The following is a 15,239-nucleotide window of genomic DNA, read 5'->3' on the forward strand; positions in this document are numbered from 1 at the left end:
TCAAAATCAATAGCACTATGCGTGCTTAATAACCTAGCAAACTTAGCGGTGGCTGCTGTAATGCTGACATTTGCTCTTTAAGCATCAAAATTTGTTGTTCCCAATATTTTTCAGTATTAAACCACGGAAAGTTACGAGGAAAAGCAGGGTCTTGCCAACGTTTACATAGCCATGCCATATAATTAACTACTCGCATAGTACGCAATGATTCAATTAAAGGCAATTGATTGGCTTCAAAGCGATAAAATTCATTGTAGCCAGTTAATATGGTATCAAGTTGTAATAACTGCTGCTGGCGATCACCACTAAGCATCATCCAAATATCTTGCACCGCAGGCCCCATACGACAATCATCAAGGTCCACAAAGTGCGGCCCAACCTCAGTCCACAAAATGTTACCGGCATGACAATCACCGTGCAGACGGATCTGCGAAGTAGGCTGATATTGCTGACTTGCAACTGTGATCACTTGTTCTAAAATAGTGAAAAAAGGTAAGCTTGAGCCCGCAGGAACAAAGTTAGACCCTTCAATAATAAGCTGTGCTTGCTGAAGCATTTCTTCACTATTAAATGTTGGCCGTTCGCTAAAGCTTTTCTGCGCAGCAACAGCGTGAATTCGGCCTAAAAACCGGCCCATCCACTCTAGTTGGTCTAAGTTATCCACCTCAAAAATTCGGCCACCACGACAAGGAAATATTGCAAATTTATAGCCTTTGTATGAAAACAAAGACTCGCCATCAATTTTCATTGGTGCCACCAAAGGCAGCTCGCTTGCGTCTAATTCAAAAGAAAAGTCATGCTCTTCCCTAATTTGTGCTTCTGTCCAGCGTTGCGGCCGATAGAACTTAGTCACATATTTAGTTTTAGCCATGTCATGAAATTGATAAACACGATTCTCATAACTATTTAATGCCAACAAACCACTATCAACCGTTAAACCTGTGCTTTCCAAACCGTCTAGAATTAAATCGGGTGACAGCGAGGTAAAATCAAATACTGACATTAGCGTTTATTAAAGAAGCGGCTTTCGTGTTCAAGCTTCACCTCATCCGTCTCAGATACTAATTCAATCACAAAACTTATATCTGTCATATAGTCTTCTAATTCCTCAGGAGCGACCGAAAGGCTGATCGGCAAAGTATAGATTTTAGCCGCTTTAACAAGTACTTCTTGGTCGCCGTTCCATTTAGTATTGTTAATACCTTTTACTGACAGGCGATAACGATTATCTTTTTGTGACTTATTGAGAATCTTTAAGGTGTAAACATTCTCAATATCACCATTAAAGTTCTCTTTGGCTAACTCATTTCTATCGCGAATAATTTCCATTGATACGGGCACTCTGTTGACCATTTCTAACACCAATAAGCTGGTCATCACAAATAATACGATGGCATAACCAATAAGTTTAGCACGGACAAAGTGCACTTTTTTCCCTTCCAACTCATGCTCAGTGGCATGACGAATTAAACCTTTATCATAACCCATGCGATCCATAACATCGTCACAGGCATCAACACAGGCACCACAATTAATACATTCATATTGTAAGCCATTACGAATATCAATACCGGTAGGGCAAACCTGAACACATAAATTACAGTCAATACAATCACCTAAACCAATATCTTTTGGTACGTCTTTTCTGGTACGTGGACCTCGGTTTTCACCACGTTTGGCATCGTAAGAAACGGTTAAAGTGTCTTTATCAAACATCGCGGATTGAAAGCGGGCATACGGGCACATATGTAAACACATAATTTCTCGCATCCAGCCGGCGTTACCGTAAGTACAAAAAGCAAAAAACCATACGGTTGCGGCTAAGGCAAACGAGGCCTTAAGAGTGAAAAAATCAACAAACACTTCACGCATGGGTGCAAAGTAACCGGCAAAGGTTAGCGCGGTTAAAACAGAAATTAAGCCCCAACAAAAGTGTTTTAGCGCTTTACGCCAAAACTTATTGAAGTCCATTGCTTGGCTATCGAGTTTTTTACGTTGGTTGGCTGTGCCTTCTATTTTTTCTTCAAACCAGATAAATATAAAGGTCCAAACCGTTTGAGGGCAAAGGTAACCACACCAAACTCGCCCTAAAAAGGTGGTAATAAAGAACAGTAAAAAAGCACTAAGAATTAAGAGCCAGGCCAATAGCGTGAGATCTTGTGGCCAAAGTGTGACACTCCATAGCGTAAAACGTTGTTCGCTAATATCAAACAAAATCGCTTGGTGGCCGTCATATTGTAACCAAGGTAAACCCGCAAATAGCGCTAAAAAGAAAAAATTCATTTTTTTGCGTAGTTTTTGAAATACACCTTTTACTTTGCGAACATAGATTTGATCACGAGGTTTATAGGTATCGCTTTTGGCGGGCTGATGAATTTGAACATTTTTAATCGGAATATGCTGACTAACGTTAATGTTTTTATCTTTTGATTTCAAAGCGGATCCTTTATGTCGGTAATACCGGATAATTATAACGGATTCGTACTCATTACCCATCAAAAAAATAGCATAAAATTGCTTTGTTACTACCAAATTGATTACTCTAGCGTCATTAGCATGACATTTAGCCCAAGAAAACAATAATACTATTGGTGATTGGTTAAAAAACAGCAGCGAGTTGCTGGTTATTTGTACGTACATATGATTATAAGGCAAGAGATGAAAAAATTATTGATCTTGATCGTGGCCGCCGCGTTATATTTTCATTATTATCCCAATGAAAAACTAAATCACTGGTTATTTGAGCAAAAACAAGTTGTGCTGAGTTATTTTTCAGAGGCGACTGACACCAAAATACGTTTAAAGTCCGATAAAATATATCAAGATTTATCGCGTGACTTTAGTCACTTCAGTAACCAAGAAATAGCTTACGTGGCAGAAATCACCAGCAGCCGTGAACAGGTAAAAAAGTTTAACGAGCAATATTGTCGAAGTAAAAAACAAACGCCAAAACTACAGCGCGATAATTTAGCCAAAGTGTGTCGAGCCATCAGCAAATATAGCAATTTATTATAATGAGTTGCTGTAGAGCTTGTATCGACTTGGACAAATGTTCAATTTGAGGTCGAACAGCTAGCTAATATCTGTTTCATTAATTAGCGGAACTAGTTTACATCCCGATAAATAAACGCATTAAAAACAATGGATTAAAAGATAATTACTTAGTCGATCGTTAGACTAATCATTAAATATATAACGCCATAGTCGCTTGTTTTAACCTGTAGCAATAACCAGAAAATCAGTCATATTGTTATCATAGCTAAGGGATCAAGACGATTGCGAGCCAAGCTAATCGCCTAGTTAATCGCCTAGTTAACGTTAAGCGAAATAATTAAGCTGAAAGCCTAGCTAATAAGGTCGCAAAACTATCTGCACTCGCCTGCTCTAAGGCATGTTCTGCGCCTTGGATCACCCAATGACCATTGACCATCACATCTAAAACCGGGTTACTTTGGCTGGCAAAAATAACGCTGTCGAGTAAGTGAATATCGTCATGGGCAAATAAACGTAATTGGCGGTCATCCAAGACCAATAAATCAGCTTGCTTACCCATAGCTAATGCGCCGGTATTACTGTTAGTGCTTTGTGCGCCTCCAGCGGCGGCTTTTTGCCATAAATTAAGCCCAACAGACTTTTGCTCGCTGTTGGCTAACAGGGCGCGTTGTTGCTTACTTAAGCGTTGAGCATATTCAAGCCAGCGTAATTCTTCGATTGGATTAACCGAAATATGGCTGTCTGAGCCAATAGCAAAGGTGCCATTGTCTATTAAAAATTCACTGGTCGGGAATATACCATCACCTAAATTAGCTTCTGTGGTTGGGCAAATTCCGGCTATTGCTTGGCTAGCAATAATACCTTTGCGCTCTTGTTCATCGATATGTGTGGCGTGAATTAAACACCAATGCTGGTCTAAATCTGCATTATTGAGTAACCATTGCACTGGCCGTTGACCATAATGAGCTAAGCAGTCTGCTACCTCTTTTTGCTGTTCGGCAATGTGAATATGAATCGGCGCTTGCGCATCAAGTGCTCTGACATGAGCCACTGCCGCTAAGAGCGAATTTTTATCAACCGCGCGTAAAGAATGTGGCGCAATACCGACATTACAATTAGCTTGTGATTTGGCGAGCGCAAAACAATCAGTGACTAAGTCATTAAACTGCTCAACTGAATTAATAAAGCGCTTTTGTCCGTCAGTAGCGGCCTGTGTGCCGAAGCCGCTGAATCTATACAGCACAGGTAATAATGTTAAACCAATACCCGATTGCTCAGCAGCGGCAAAAATAGCTTGCGCCATAATGGCGAGGTTTTGATGATTTTGGCCGTCAATATCATGATGAAGATAATGAAACTCAGCAACACGGGTGTAACCCATTTTCAACATTTCAATATAAAGCTGGCGCGCAATTACCTGAACATCTTCTGAGCTTAATTGCCCCAAAAATTTATACATAATATTACGCCAAGTCCAAAAACTGTCTTGACCTTCGCTGCCTTGTTCACTAAAACCGGCAAAAGCCCGTTGAAAAGCATGAGAGTGACAATTGACCATACCCGGTATAACCACACCATTAGCACGTTCCGCGCCGGCGATATATCCGGCGGTAATATCAGTAATCACGCCCTGTTCAATCGTCAACGTTTGCTCGTTAGCCCAACCATCAGCTAATAAGATTTTTTTAGCAAAAAGTTTCATCGATACCTTCCCTTACTCAGTGGCGTTTTGGCTTATGGTGTTAATGGCAGTAAAATTTATCAGCGTATTAACCAAGGCGGCAAGTTTAGGCTGCACTTGCAAGGCTAAGCTTTCGTTATAAGTCATGGCTTGCTCATTCATATAGGTATGCTGTGAAAGCTCTAATTGAATAGCATGAAAATTATTATTAGGTTGACCGAATGCCCGCGTAATATAACCGCCTTTAAAGCGACCATTACAAACCATAGTGTAAGGTGCGTAATCTAGATCCGCTAAAGCGGCCATGAGTTCAGGAGCACAACTTTTTCCATCGGCATTACCAAAATTAAAATCAGGTAATTGTCCCTGAAAAAATCTAGGCACATGCGAGCGAATAGAATGTGCCTCAAGCAAAACAGCTTGACCAAATTCAGCTTTTATTGCTTGCATGGTTGAGCTTAAGGCCTGATGGTAAGGTTGCCAATAATCGGCAACGCGAGCCGCTATTTGTTCAGCACTCGGTGCACAGCCTGCTTGATATAAAGGTGATAAATCAAATGCTGTGGTGGGACAAAGTTCAGTATTATTTGCACCTGGGTATAAATCAACACCATCAGGATCACGATTTAAGTCAATCACATAACGGTTATATTTAGGCATTAATATATAAGCGCCAAGCTCTTTTGCAAAGGCATATAAACGCTCCATATGCCAGTCAGTATCGGCAACTTCACGCCCTTTAGCGGTCATCACCTTCGCAATATCTGCGGGTATTTCTTCGCCATTGTGTGGCATGCTGATGAGTAAAGGCACAGAGCCTTTAATTAAGGTGTAACTGTTTGACATCTAAATCCCTCAAATTGTATATACAACTTTATTGCGGTTAATTTACCACTTTGCCGATAAAACAGGAAATTATTTCTATTGATAGCATCGAATTCATTTAGGCCATCTTTGCCAAATTGACCAGTACAAATTGATAAGTGAAAATTGACCCGTGCAGATAATGACAGCCGCCTGATTAAATCTATTGATGCCAGTCGCTAAAATTGCTTAATATTAGTGGCAACTTTTATCCATTGATTTCATTAATCGATTTTATCAATCATGAAGTGCACTATTAATCACTTTATTTAAAGTTGGACTTGTTCAATAATAGCAACATAGTCAGTGACAACATTATTTTAGAAACTATAAACGGAGCCATTATGTTAGAAAACAAAGAGCAACAAAAAGTCCCTAATGTTACCTTCACATTAAGAGCCAATGACGAGTGGACAACGCGCACTAGTGACGAAATTTTTAGTGATAAAACGGTAGTGGTTTTTTCGCTACCCGGTGCTTTTACACCGACCTGTTCATCTTCACATTTACCACGTTATAACGAATTGGCGCCAAAACTGTTTAACAATGGTGTTGACGAAATTATTTGTATGTCAGTCAATGACACCTTCGTGATGAACGCTTGGGCAGAACACCAAAATGCAGACAGCATTAGCTTTATTCCTGATGGCAACGGCGAATTTACGGATGGCATGGGCATGTTAGTTGATAAAGCCGCTATAGGTTTTGGTAAGCGTAGCTGGCGTTATGCGATGTTAGTTAAAAATGGCGTCATTGAAAAAATGTTTATTGAGCCTGATTTACCAGGTGACCCATTTGAAGTATCTGACGCCGACACTATGCTAAATCATATTAACCCGTCAGCCTGTCAAACATCAGCGATTGTGGTTTTTAGTAAGCCGGGTTGCCCACATTGCAAAAATGCAAAAGCCTTGTTAAATGAAAAAGGCTTAACATTTGAAGAGTTAGAAGTAGGTAAAGATGTTAACTTAACCATGTTTAAAGCGCTAACTCATGCAGACACAGTACCGCAAATTTTTATCGACGGACAACATATTGGTGGCAGCGAAGCATTGGCAGCTCACTTGAATTAATAGTGACGCCAGACTAAAGCCATTGAATTTGGCTTAACGATTAAAAAACGACGCCTTAGCGTCGTTTTTTATTTTTTGCTTTCGTCACTAATAGTGTCATTAATCCAGTAGGCATTAGCCTACGTCATGATAGAATAGTGCTTAAAACTGTTAAGGCCAACAATATGGATCACCAACCCTACAACCCACTGCACGGAGTCACGTTAAAAATTATCGTTACTCAATTAGTTGATCATTTTGGTTTTGATTATCTCGGTAAAGAAATAAAAATTCGTTGCTTTACTGATGATCCTAGCATTAACTCAAGCTTGAAGTTTCTCAGAAAAACCCCTTGGGCCAGAGAAAAGGTTGAAGCACTTTATATTCAACACAAAACCAAACTTGATGACGAAGCCGATTCGGTTTGAAATAGCATAAGCATATCGCACAAAAGTATTGAACAAGATGACAATAAAATGCCAAACTGCTGAGATATAACCACAATAACGTCTACCGCATGAAAAAAATCCATCACTATATTCTTACTTGGCAGTGCCCTGATACTTCAGGCGTACTGGCAAAAGTCAGCCAGAGTTTATTCGAACACGGGGCCTTTATTACTGAAACTAGCCAATACAGTGATCCCTATACAGATACATTTTTTTCACGCATTGCTTTTGATGATCGAGAACTGACTGTCAGTTTTTCAGCATTCAGACAAGCCATTGATTTATTAGCAAAACCGTTAAATATGCATTATCAACTTAGAGAAAAAGAGAATTTTCCTAATGTCGTTATTGCCGTGTCTAAAGATGATCACTGCTTAGTGTCACTATTAACCAAATGGAAAGCGGGTGTGTTACCGGTCAATATTGTCGCTATTACCTCAAACCATCAAGATTGTCAGGCACTGGCCCAATGGCATAATGTTCCCTTTCATTACTTACCGGTCAATAAAGATAATAAAGCACAGCAAGAGCAGGCATTATTAGCTATTTATCAGCAGTATAATGGTAACTTATTGGTACTTGCCCGTTATATGCAAATATTGTCAGACGAGCTTTGTCGGAGCTTACGTGGCCAAGCGATTAATATTCATCACTCTTTTCTGCCCAGTTTTAAAGGCGCAAAGCCTTATCATCAAGCGCACAAACGTGGTGTTAAAATCATTGGCGCTACCGCACATTATGTCACTGCAGACCTAGATGAAGGGCCGATTATTGTTCAAGAAGTAAAACCGATTAACCATGCTTTTACCATTGAGCACATGGTTCATTTGGGCCACGACTTAGAAGCCATCGCCTTATGTAATGCCGTAAAAATGCATGCTGAGCAACGTATCTGCATCAATAAAGATAAAACCGTTATTTTAAGTTAATCGCCAGTGCAATAGCTAGTCGCTAAGGCTTATTTTCAAGCTGTTTTATTCAGTTAACTCTGCTACATTGGAGCACAAATATCTTGTCAACATTTGTGCGCCAATATGATCCAATATCAAATTTCCCCTCTTAACCCAAATAGTCATTTATTTGAGGTCTTATTGTCATTTAAAAGTACCCCAGGCCAAAGCTACACTTTATCTTTACCCGCCTGGTTACCCGGCAGTTACATGATCCGCGATTTTGCCAAAAATATTACCGAAATTTGCGCCTTTGACAGCAATGAGCAAGCCATAAGCTTAAGTAAAGTTGATAAACAAACTTGGTCATTGCAGGCCAGCAATGAACAGGTGCAAGTGCGCTATCAAGTTTTCGCTTTTGACTTATCCGTACGCACGGCTTACCTAGACAGCCAGCGCGGATTTTTCAATGGCAGCTCAACCTTTTTGCAAGTACAAGAGTTAAGTGAGGAAGCATGTGAGCTCATCATTCATCCCTCAACGTTAGCTGAACATAGTCAATGGCGAGTGGCGACGGGTTTACCACGAGCGCAAGCCACGACAAAATACCAATTTGGTCAATATATTGCCGATAATTACCAACATTTAATCGACTGCCCAGTTGCTATCGGTGACTTTGACAGCACTGAATTTACGGTAGAAGGGGTAGTGCACCATTTAGTATTTACCAGTAAACACTATGGCGATACTCAGCGTTTGGCTGCTGATATTAGCAAGTTATGCCAACATCACATTAGCTTATTTGGTGAAGCACCTTTTCAAGAATATTGGTTTATCATTCATTTACAAGCGAATGGTTTTGGTGGCTTAGAACACAAAAACTCTACTATTTTACAAGCCAGTCGCTTCGACTTACCCAATCCAAAACAAACAGCAACCGCGCTAAATGAGGATTATAAAAGCTTCTTAAGCTTATGTTCACATGAATATTTTCATGCTTGGAATGTTTGTCGCATAAAACCGAAAGAATTTGTCCCTTACAACTTACAAAAAGAAAGTTACACCCAACAGTTATGGGCCTTTGAAGGGATAACATCTTACTACGATGACTTTTCACTGTATCGTACCGGCTTAATTAACTTTGAAGACTATTTAACTATATTAGCGAAAACAGCCACACGAGTTTATCGCGGTAGTGGTGAATTAAAACAAAGTGTCACGGCTTCAAGTTTTGATGCTTGGACCAAGTTTTATCAACAAGGCCCAGATGCGGTGAATAACATTGTTAGTTATTACACCAAAGGTGCTTTAATTGCTTTATGGTTAGACTTAATTATTCGCCGTAAATCAAACAACCAGCATAGTTTAGACACCTTAATGCGAGAGTTATGGATTCACTTTGGTCGCACCAATATCGGTACCAGTGAAGCTGACTTTATTAACATTGCTAACCTGCTCTGTGGTGAAGATATTTCATCAAGCTTTAAGCACTATTTATACAGCAATGAGCGTATTGATTTAACCGCTGAACTGGCAACGTACGGCGTTGAACTGCAAAAACAAAAATTCAAAAAATTAAACAGTGTAGAAACCACGTCTGAAATGCATTACCAGGGTTATTTAGGTGCACAATATAAAGGACAAGGCTTTGGCTTAACCATTACGCAAGTACTGGAAAATTCACCCGCAGCCAAAGCAGGTATAGCGGTCAACGACACGCTGATCGCGATAGATAAAATCAAAATGACTGAGCAATCCATACAAGCCCTATTTGATCACTTACCGGCAGGCAGAGAGCTAACCTGTGATTTTTTTCGTGATGACCAACTGCTAAGCTCAATATTGAAAGTTACTGACTCGCCATTAGCGGGTATCGCTTTTAAAGTGGTTGATGACAACTTAGTAAAACGTTGGCAGCATATTTTACCGAATGGGTAATGAGCTTTGTAAACAGGTGTTGTAAACCCGTGTTGTAAACTAAAGCGTACGTAATTGCTGACAACATTTAGCGACTAAACTCGCCAGAAAATTAGGCCGCATTATGCGAGTTATGGTAAAAAATAACTCATTCGCTTAACTACTCACTTAAGTAATAATATTATGATTAATGTAAAACGTTTGCACCATGTGGCTTATCGATGTAAAGACGCAAAAGAAACCGTCGATTGGTATGAAAAACATTTGAATATGGCACTCACTGTCGCCATTGCCGAAAATGAGGTGCCGTCAACAAAAGCGCCAGATCCTTACATGCATATATTTTTAGACGCGGGTATGGGCAATGTGTTGGCCTTTTTTGAGATCCCCAATTCTCCTGACATGGGCCGAGATGAAAACACCCCAGAATGGGTACAACATATCGCATTAGAAGTTGAAAATGTTGATGCTTTAATTTCAGCAAAAAGCGATTTACAAGCACACGGCCTAGACGTTTTAGGCCCAGTTAATCATGGTGTATTTAAGTCTATTTATTTCTTTGATCCTAACGGCCACCGCTTAGAATTAGCCGCCAATATCGGTACCACAGAACAATATGCAGAACTTAAACGGGTAGCGGCAGTAATGGTTGAAGAATGGGCACAAACTAAACAAGCGCCAACACATGCGGCTTGGTTGCATCAACTAGACGACTAAGGCATAAAAACAGCGCTACAAGCCCCTACTAACGAAAGATTTCGTAAGTAGGGGGGAGAAAAAACATAGCTATTTGCCAACTTTTATAAAATATTAACCCATGTAATTCTCTGTTAAAAAATAAAATTACATTTATTAACAAAAAATTACAATCAAAAACAAAGACTTGCTAAGCATTAGACTTTAGTGCAATAAATAAGCGAAAAAATAGCTTGAAGCTTTACTCAACTCACGTACAGTATGGCCAGCTACATAGATAGCACTCAACAAAATGGATAGTATTTGCACGGAAAGCAATAAGCGTTAATTAACGCAGTATATTATTTAAAATATGGATTGTTTACTAAAGCTCAGGATGAGTACTGAAATATTTAGCCCAAAAGGGCATCAGGGATAGCACCAAAAAGTGTCAGGATGACCGAAAAAAATAAAATTGTGTACAAAATAATAATAACAATAAAATTGAAAATTATAAAATTCACATGGATCGTAACAAAAGGCTAGGACAGCCACTTAAGAGTCGGAACTATAAATGTTAGCTTATGCTACATTTCTTCCAAAAAGCGACGTTATTAACGTCGCTTTTTTTCTTTCTATCGCTGTTTAGCGTAGAATGTCGTAAAATGAAAGCAATTGTTTATTATTTTAAGTTATTACTATGTCTCGTACTAAAAAATCACGCAAACCGGGTACCGGTTCTCTTGGCATCGTTAAAGATGACAACAAAAAATTAGTCGCACCAACACCTCGCAGAGCAAAGAAAACAAACGGTAAAGAGCCGGGTAATCGCCAAAAAGAGGCTAGCCCTGTCATGGCTCATGGTCAGAACTCTGCCAAAAACAAAGATCCCCGCATTGGTAGCAAAACACCTATTGATTTAGGCAAACAAGTGACTGCACCGATCAAAACTAAAGCCATTAAAAAGGTTCAAGACAACTCACCTATTGCCGCAATTCGTGTCGTTGAAGCTAGTGAGTCATTAGCCGAGCAATTAAGCCGTATTGAACAAGACCCTAGATTGCTTGAAATACTTGAGAAGCAAGATGATGACCTAGAACTAACATCAGAAGATATTAGCTATTTCAATACGCTAATGGAGCAGCATGAAAAAATTAGTCAAGCACTAGGTCTTGATGATGAAGATGAAATTGTAGCACCCTCTAAAAAGTCAGACTCTGAAGATGACTTATGGGACAAGTTCGATAAGAGTGATTTATCAAAATTTGAATAGGAGTATTTAATGCTATCCAACCCTTGGATATACCTAGCTTTATTAGCCATCGTTATTATTGGTGTATTAGCAGCAGTAGCCACTAGGCTGCTACGCCAATTAAAACAACAAAAGCTTGAGCAAGAGCAGAAAAAAGTAGAGCAGCAACAAGCCCTGCAACAGCACGATAAAAAAATCATCGCCAGTGTTATTATTATTGTGCGCGCGATGAAAGAAGAACAATGCGACATGGGAGAAGGTTGCTGGCGCTTAAGTGTATTGCTAGATTCATTAAAGTTAAGCCAAGACTTAAATGTACAATTTCCAGCCGTATTCAAGTTTTATGAAGCGATAAAACATATGCCTATTTTAGCGGCACGTAAAAAACTTGATAAACAGTCTCGCATGAGACTTGACTTAGAACGCATGAAACTTGAGGCAGAAATGGTGGAAGATATTCGCCAAGATATCGAGCTACTGCACCAATATGCTAATGAACGAAATAGCATGCTAAGCCAGTCCTAGGTTTAATTTAGCTTTTATCAAACTTAGGCTTTATCAAACTTAGCTTCAAATAATAAAACGGTTAGCTTGCCACTAACCGCTAAACTTGCACCGTTAAAATTGCACCGTTAAGCCAGGGTAGCAATAACCCTAAGTGACAATGAAGCCGTCAGCGTTGAGCTTGATCAATGTTTGCGCGGCTAGTTTATCTATAATAGCGCCAAATAGATAAACTGGAATGCTGATGCAAGCAGCTAAATTTTTTGATAGCACACTCTTAAAAAAATATAACACCCATGGTCCTAGATATACTTCATATCCAACCGCATTGGAATTTCATGATCAATTTAGCCATGAAAATTTAGTACAAGCGATAGTCGCATCACCGAACCGTGAATTGTCTTTGTATGTACACATTCCTTTCTGTCATAGCCTTTGCTATTACTGTGGTTGTAATAAAGTTGTCACCCGTCATCGCGATAAAGCCAACACTTATCTTGAGTTTCTTGCACAAGAAATTGCCTCTAGAGCACCGTTATTTAAAGACTATACCGTTAAGCAATTACATTGGGGCGGTGGCACACCTAGCTTTTTACGACACGAGCAAATTAGCCAACTAGTGGCTGAATTAAAAGCGCAGTTTACCTTTGCAGCGCAAGTTGAAATGAGTATTGAAATAGACCCGCGTGAAATTAAAATAAACTTAGCTGAGCACCTTTATAGTTTAGGCTTCAATCGTTTAAGTATTGGCGTGCAAGACATAGATGACAAAGTTCAAAAAAGCATTAATCGCGTACAATCAACCGAGTTTATTGAAAAATTTATTGCCCATGCCAAACAAGTTGGCTTCAAAGCCATTAATATCGATTTGATCTACGGCCTACCCCATCAAACTATAGAGACCTTCACTCGGACGCTAAACAAAGCCCATGAAATGGATGTCGACCGTATTTCATTATTTAGTTACGCCCATATTCCCTCTCGCTTTGCCGCCCAACGTAAACTCAAAGATGAATGGTTGCCTAGCGCAGATGAAAAATTTTCTTTGATGAAGCTAGCCATTGAAAAGCTGTGTAATTTTGGCTACGACTTCATCGGTATGGACCACTTCGCTAAGCCTGAAGATGAGCTGTCAATTGCCCAAAAGTCCGGTGCTCTACACCGAAACTTTCAAGGTTATACCACCAAAGGCGGTTGTGACTTACTCGGTTTAGGGGTGTCGTCAATTAGTGCTATTGGCCACAGCTTAAGTCAAAACACCAAAGTGCTACAACACTATTACCAAGCCATAGAAACTCAAGCACACGCTCAGGTAAAAGGTGTCAGCTTATCTCAGGATGATATTGTTCGTGGAGAAGTTATTCGCGAGTTAATGTGTAATCTTTATATCGATAAAAATAAAATTAGCCAACAGTTTGCTATTAATTTTGATGAATATTTTGCTGAAGACTTACCCTTGCTGCAAACCTTCATTAATGACGGGTTAGTCATTGTTACTCTTAATGAAATTCGAGTTGAGCAAAAAGCCAGGTTGCTAATACGTAATATTTGTATGACTTTTGATGCCTATATGAAGCAAAATCTAAACCAACAGCGCTTTTCACGGGTGATTTAAGTTAGCTCTCTAGTTGGCCTAAACTAAATCGGTGTTCGGCGCTGAAAAACACTAATTCTGCGCCGTGACCGGCGTTATCTTCACGGGCTAAATTTACCCACTGATAATAAACATTACGATGCACCTTTGCCTGCAAATTTCGTCTGACCGTGACATATAAACTACCCTCTTCAGTGATTTCTAGTGGATGTTCCGCATTTAAGATAAAGCTGTCGTCTAAATTGGTCGTCACTTGCATACTTGTTTTCTGCTCATCTAACCATTGCCATTGCGTTAAAATAAATGGCGCATCAGCAACCACGATGCCGACCTTTTCGACAGGCGTGACTAAAAAATAGCGTTCATCTTCTTTTTTTAATACTGAGGCAAAGAGCTTAACCAAAGACAAACGTTTAAATACCGTGCCGTTGTAAAACCAACTGCCATCTGACTTTATTTCTAAATCAATATCACCACAAAAAGGAGGATCCCATAATTCAACCGGTGGCACTTTTTTCACACTACCCGGTTGTGAATCTGAAATTTGGGCAGAAATTTTTTCTAATGACATAATAGTTATCCTAATTACTGACTTACCTAATGGTAGCAAGTTAACAGTAAAACTTAAAATAGCCACATAAGTAAGTGTCGCTATTCGCTTATTTACCGCGTCTAAAATCACTAGACGCTAGCGTAATTTTTCGCTAATGCACTCAATAGCAATCATACTAACTGATAATTGTTTACCCGCACCATAAAATTCAACAAAAGTGAGTCGAAAGGCAATATTTTGCTTGTCATGTCACTATAAAATGCAATACAATCCTCGCGCCTTACCACTAGGCGCTTTCAGTAATATCAGTGGTGGCTATAGCTCAGTTGGTAGAGCCCCGGATTGTGATTCCGGTTGTCGAGGGTTCAAGTCCCTTTAGCCACCCCATTCTTCACCCTTTAGATTCAAAGCCTCTGGGTAATCACATACTATAATTAGCACTTTCTGATGAATGCTCCTGTGCATATTCTGTGAGTATTTGAAGCTAATTAGGTCTAATTACTTACACGTACATCTAACTTCCAGCTCATATCTTCAACATCGACCGGAACTAATTAACTTTTCCTGTTTAGGGAATTTACTGTCTGGTTCCTGTGCTTTTTACTGAAAAGTGAAAATATCGTTCCTAATGAAGACGTCTCGAAAGTGCGCATTATAGTTATCTACTGATTGTTCTTTAGGTCAAGTGCTAGCCCAGCCTGTGTGAAAACTAATTATTGTAAGTTTTCATTATTGAGGGTTTATATCAGCTCTTTATAAGGCTTCGCGTAGCGAAGCCGATATTTATGAATATCCATGCTTTATATTTTTTATT

Annotated in this window: 14 protein-coding genes and 1 tRNA gene; 10 read left to right on the top strand and 5 right to left on the bottom strand. The window is 39.5% G+C overall.

What is annotated here, in order from left to right:
- Positions 1 to 25: 25 nt before the first annotated feature.
- Positions 26 to 1,003 carry a serine/threonine protein kinase gene (locus H4J61_RS17370; protein ID WP_182186547.1) on the bottom strand — a complete coding sequence of 326 codons (978 nt, stop codon included), beginning with the start codon at positions 1,001 to 1,003 and terminating at the stop codon, positions 26 to 28.
- On the bottom strand, positions 1,003 to 2,436 hold the full coding sequence (gene ccoG / locus H4J61_RS17375) for a cytochrome c oxidase accessory protein CcoG (RefSeq protein WP_259363428.1): 1,434 nt from the start codon (positions 2,434 to 2,436) through the stop codon (positions 1,003 to 1,005). The genes H4J61_RS17370 and ccoG overlap by 1 nt, the downstream gene beginning before the upstream one ends.
- Before the next feature lie 222 nt (positions 2,437 to 2,658).
- Between ccoG and H4J61_RS17380 the strand changes: the two genes are divergently transcribed.
- On the top strand, positions 2,659 to 3,015 hold the full coding sequence (locus tag H4J61_RS17380; RefSeq protein WP_182186549.1) for a hypothetical protein: 357 nt from the start codon (positions 2,659 to 2,661) through the stop codon (positions 3,013 to 3,015).
- Between the two features lie 316 nt (positions 3,016 to 3,331).
- On the opposite strand, the gene H4J61_RS17385 is transcribed toward H4J61_RS17380, so the two are convergent.
- Both H4J61_RS17385 and hutG read right to left on the bottom strand, forming a co-directional pair.
- The gene (locus tag H4J61_RS17385) at positions 3,332 to 4,696 is read right to left on the bottom strand and encodes a formimidoylglutamate deiminase (protein ID WP_182186551.1); all 1,365 of its coding nucleotides are present in this window, start codon (positions 4,694 to 4,696) and stop codon (positions 3,332 to 3,334) included.
- 12 nt (positions 4,697 to 4,708) lie between these two features.
- Positions 4,709 to 5,521, bottom strand: coding sequence for an N-formylglutamate deformylase (gene hutG, locus H4J61_RS17390; RefSeq protein ID WP_182186553.1), 813 nt, complete (start codon positions 5,519 to 5,521; stop codon positions 4,709 to 4,711).
- Between the two features lie 362 nt (positions 5,522 to 5,883).
- On the opposite strand from hutG, the gene H4J61_RS17395 reads away from it, so the two are divergent.
- The 8 genes from H4J61_RS17395 (at position 5,884) to hemN (ending at position 13,893) form a co-directional block, all read left to right on the top strand.
- A complete protein-coding gene (locus H4J61_RS17395) occupies positions 5,884 to 6,612 on the top strand; it encodes a glutathione peroxidase (protein WP_182137099.1) in 729 nt (242 codons plus the stop codon).
- Between the two features lie 164 nt (positions 6,613 to 6,776).
- The gene (locus H4J61_RS17400; RefSeq protein ID WP_182186555.1) at positions 6,777 to 7,019 is read left to right on the top strand and encodes a VF530 family DNA-binding protein; all 243 of its coding nucleotides are present in this window, start codon (positions 6,777 to 6,779) and stop codon (positions 7,017 to 7,019) included.
- A gap of 89 nt (positions 7,020 to 7,108) precedes the next feature.
- Positions 7,109 to 7,969: a formyltetrahydrofolate deformylase gene (gene purU, locus H4J61_RS17405; RefSeq protein WP_182137097.1), complete on the top strand. Its 861-nt coding sequence runs from the start codon at positions 7,109 to 7,111 to the stop codon at positions 7,967 to 7,969.
- Positions 7,970 to 8,074: 105 nt separating this feature from the next.
- The gene (locus tag H4J61_RS17410; protein WP_182186557.1) at positions 8,075 to 9,868 is read left to right on the top strand and encodes a M61 family metallopeptidase; all 1,794 of its coding nucleotides are present in this window, start codon (positions 8,075 to 8,077) and stop codon (positions 9,866 to 9,868) included.
- 162 nt (positions 9,869 to 10,030) lie between these two features.
- On the top strand, positions 10,031 to 10,564 hold the full coding sequence (locus tag H4J61_RS17415) for a VOC family protein (protein WP_182137095.1): 534 nt from the start codon (positions 10,031 to 10,033) through the stop codon (positions 10,562 to 10,564).
- Positions 10,565 to 11,222: 658 nt separating this feature from the next.
- On the top strand, positions 11,223 to 11,795 hold the full coding sequence (gene yihI, locus H4J61_RS17420; protein WP_182137094.1) for a Der GTPase-activating protein YihI: 573 nt from the start codon (positions 11,223 to 11,225) through the stop codon (positions 11,793 to 11,795).
- 9 nt (positions 11,796 to 11,804) lie between these two features.
- Positions 11,805 to 12,299: a DUF2489 domain-containing protein gene (locus tag H4J61_RS17425; protein ID WP_182186559.1), complete on the top strand. Its 495-nt coding sequence runs from the start codon at positions 11,805 to 11,807 to the stop codon at positions 12,297 to 12,299.
- A 223-nt stretch (positions 12,300 to 12,522) separates the two neighbouring features.
- A complete protein-coding gene (gene hemN, locus H4J61_RS17430) occupies positions 12,523 to 13,893 on the top strand; it encodes an oxygen-independent coproporphyrinogen III oxidase (protein ID WP_182186561.1) in 1,371 nt (456 codons plus the stop codon).
- A gap of 1 nt (position 13,894) precedes the next feature.
- On the opposite strand, the gene H4J61_RS17435 is transcribed toward hemN, so the two are convergent.
- Complete coding sequence (locus tag H4J61_RS17435) at positions 13,895 to 14,443, bottom strand: DUF1285 domain-containing protein (RefSeq protein ID WP_182186564.1); 549 nt, start codon at positions 14,441 to 14,443, stop codon at positions 13,895 to 13,897.
- Positions 14,444 to 14,736: 293 nt separating this feature from the next.
- Here H4J61_RS17435 and H4J61_RS17440 point away from each other — a divergent pair.
- Positions 14,737 to 14,812: transfer RNA gene (locus tag H4J61_RS17440), tRNA-His, on the top strand.
- The last annotated feature ends 427 nt before the right edge of the window (positions 14,813 to 15,239 follow it).

Origin of the sequence: Colwellia sp. MB3u-4 (assembly GCF_014077065.1) — a bacterium.
In the GTDB taxonomy this organism is placed as follows: domain Bacteria; phylum Pseudomonadota; class Gammaproteobacteria; order Enterobacterales; family Alteromonadaceae; genus Cognaticolwellia.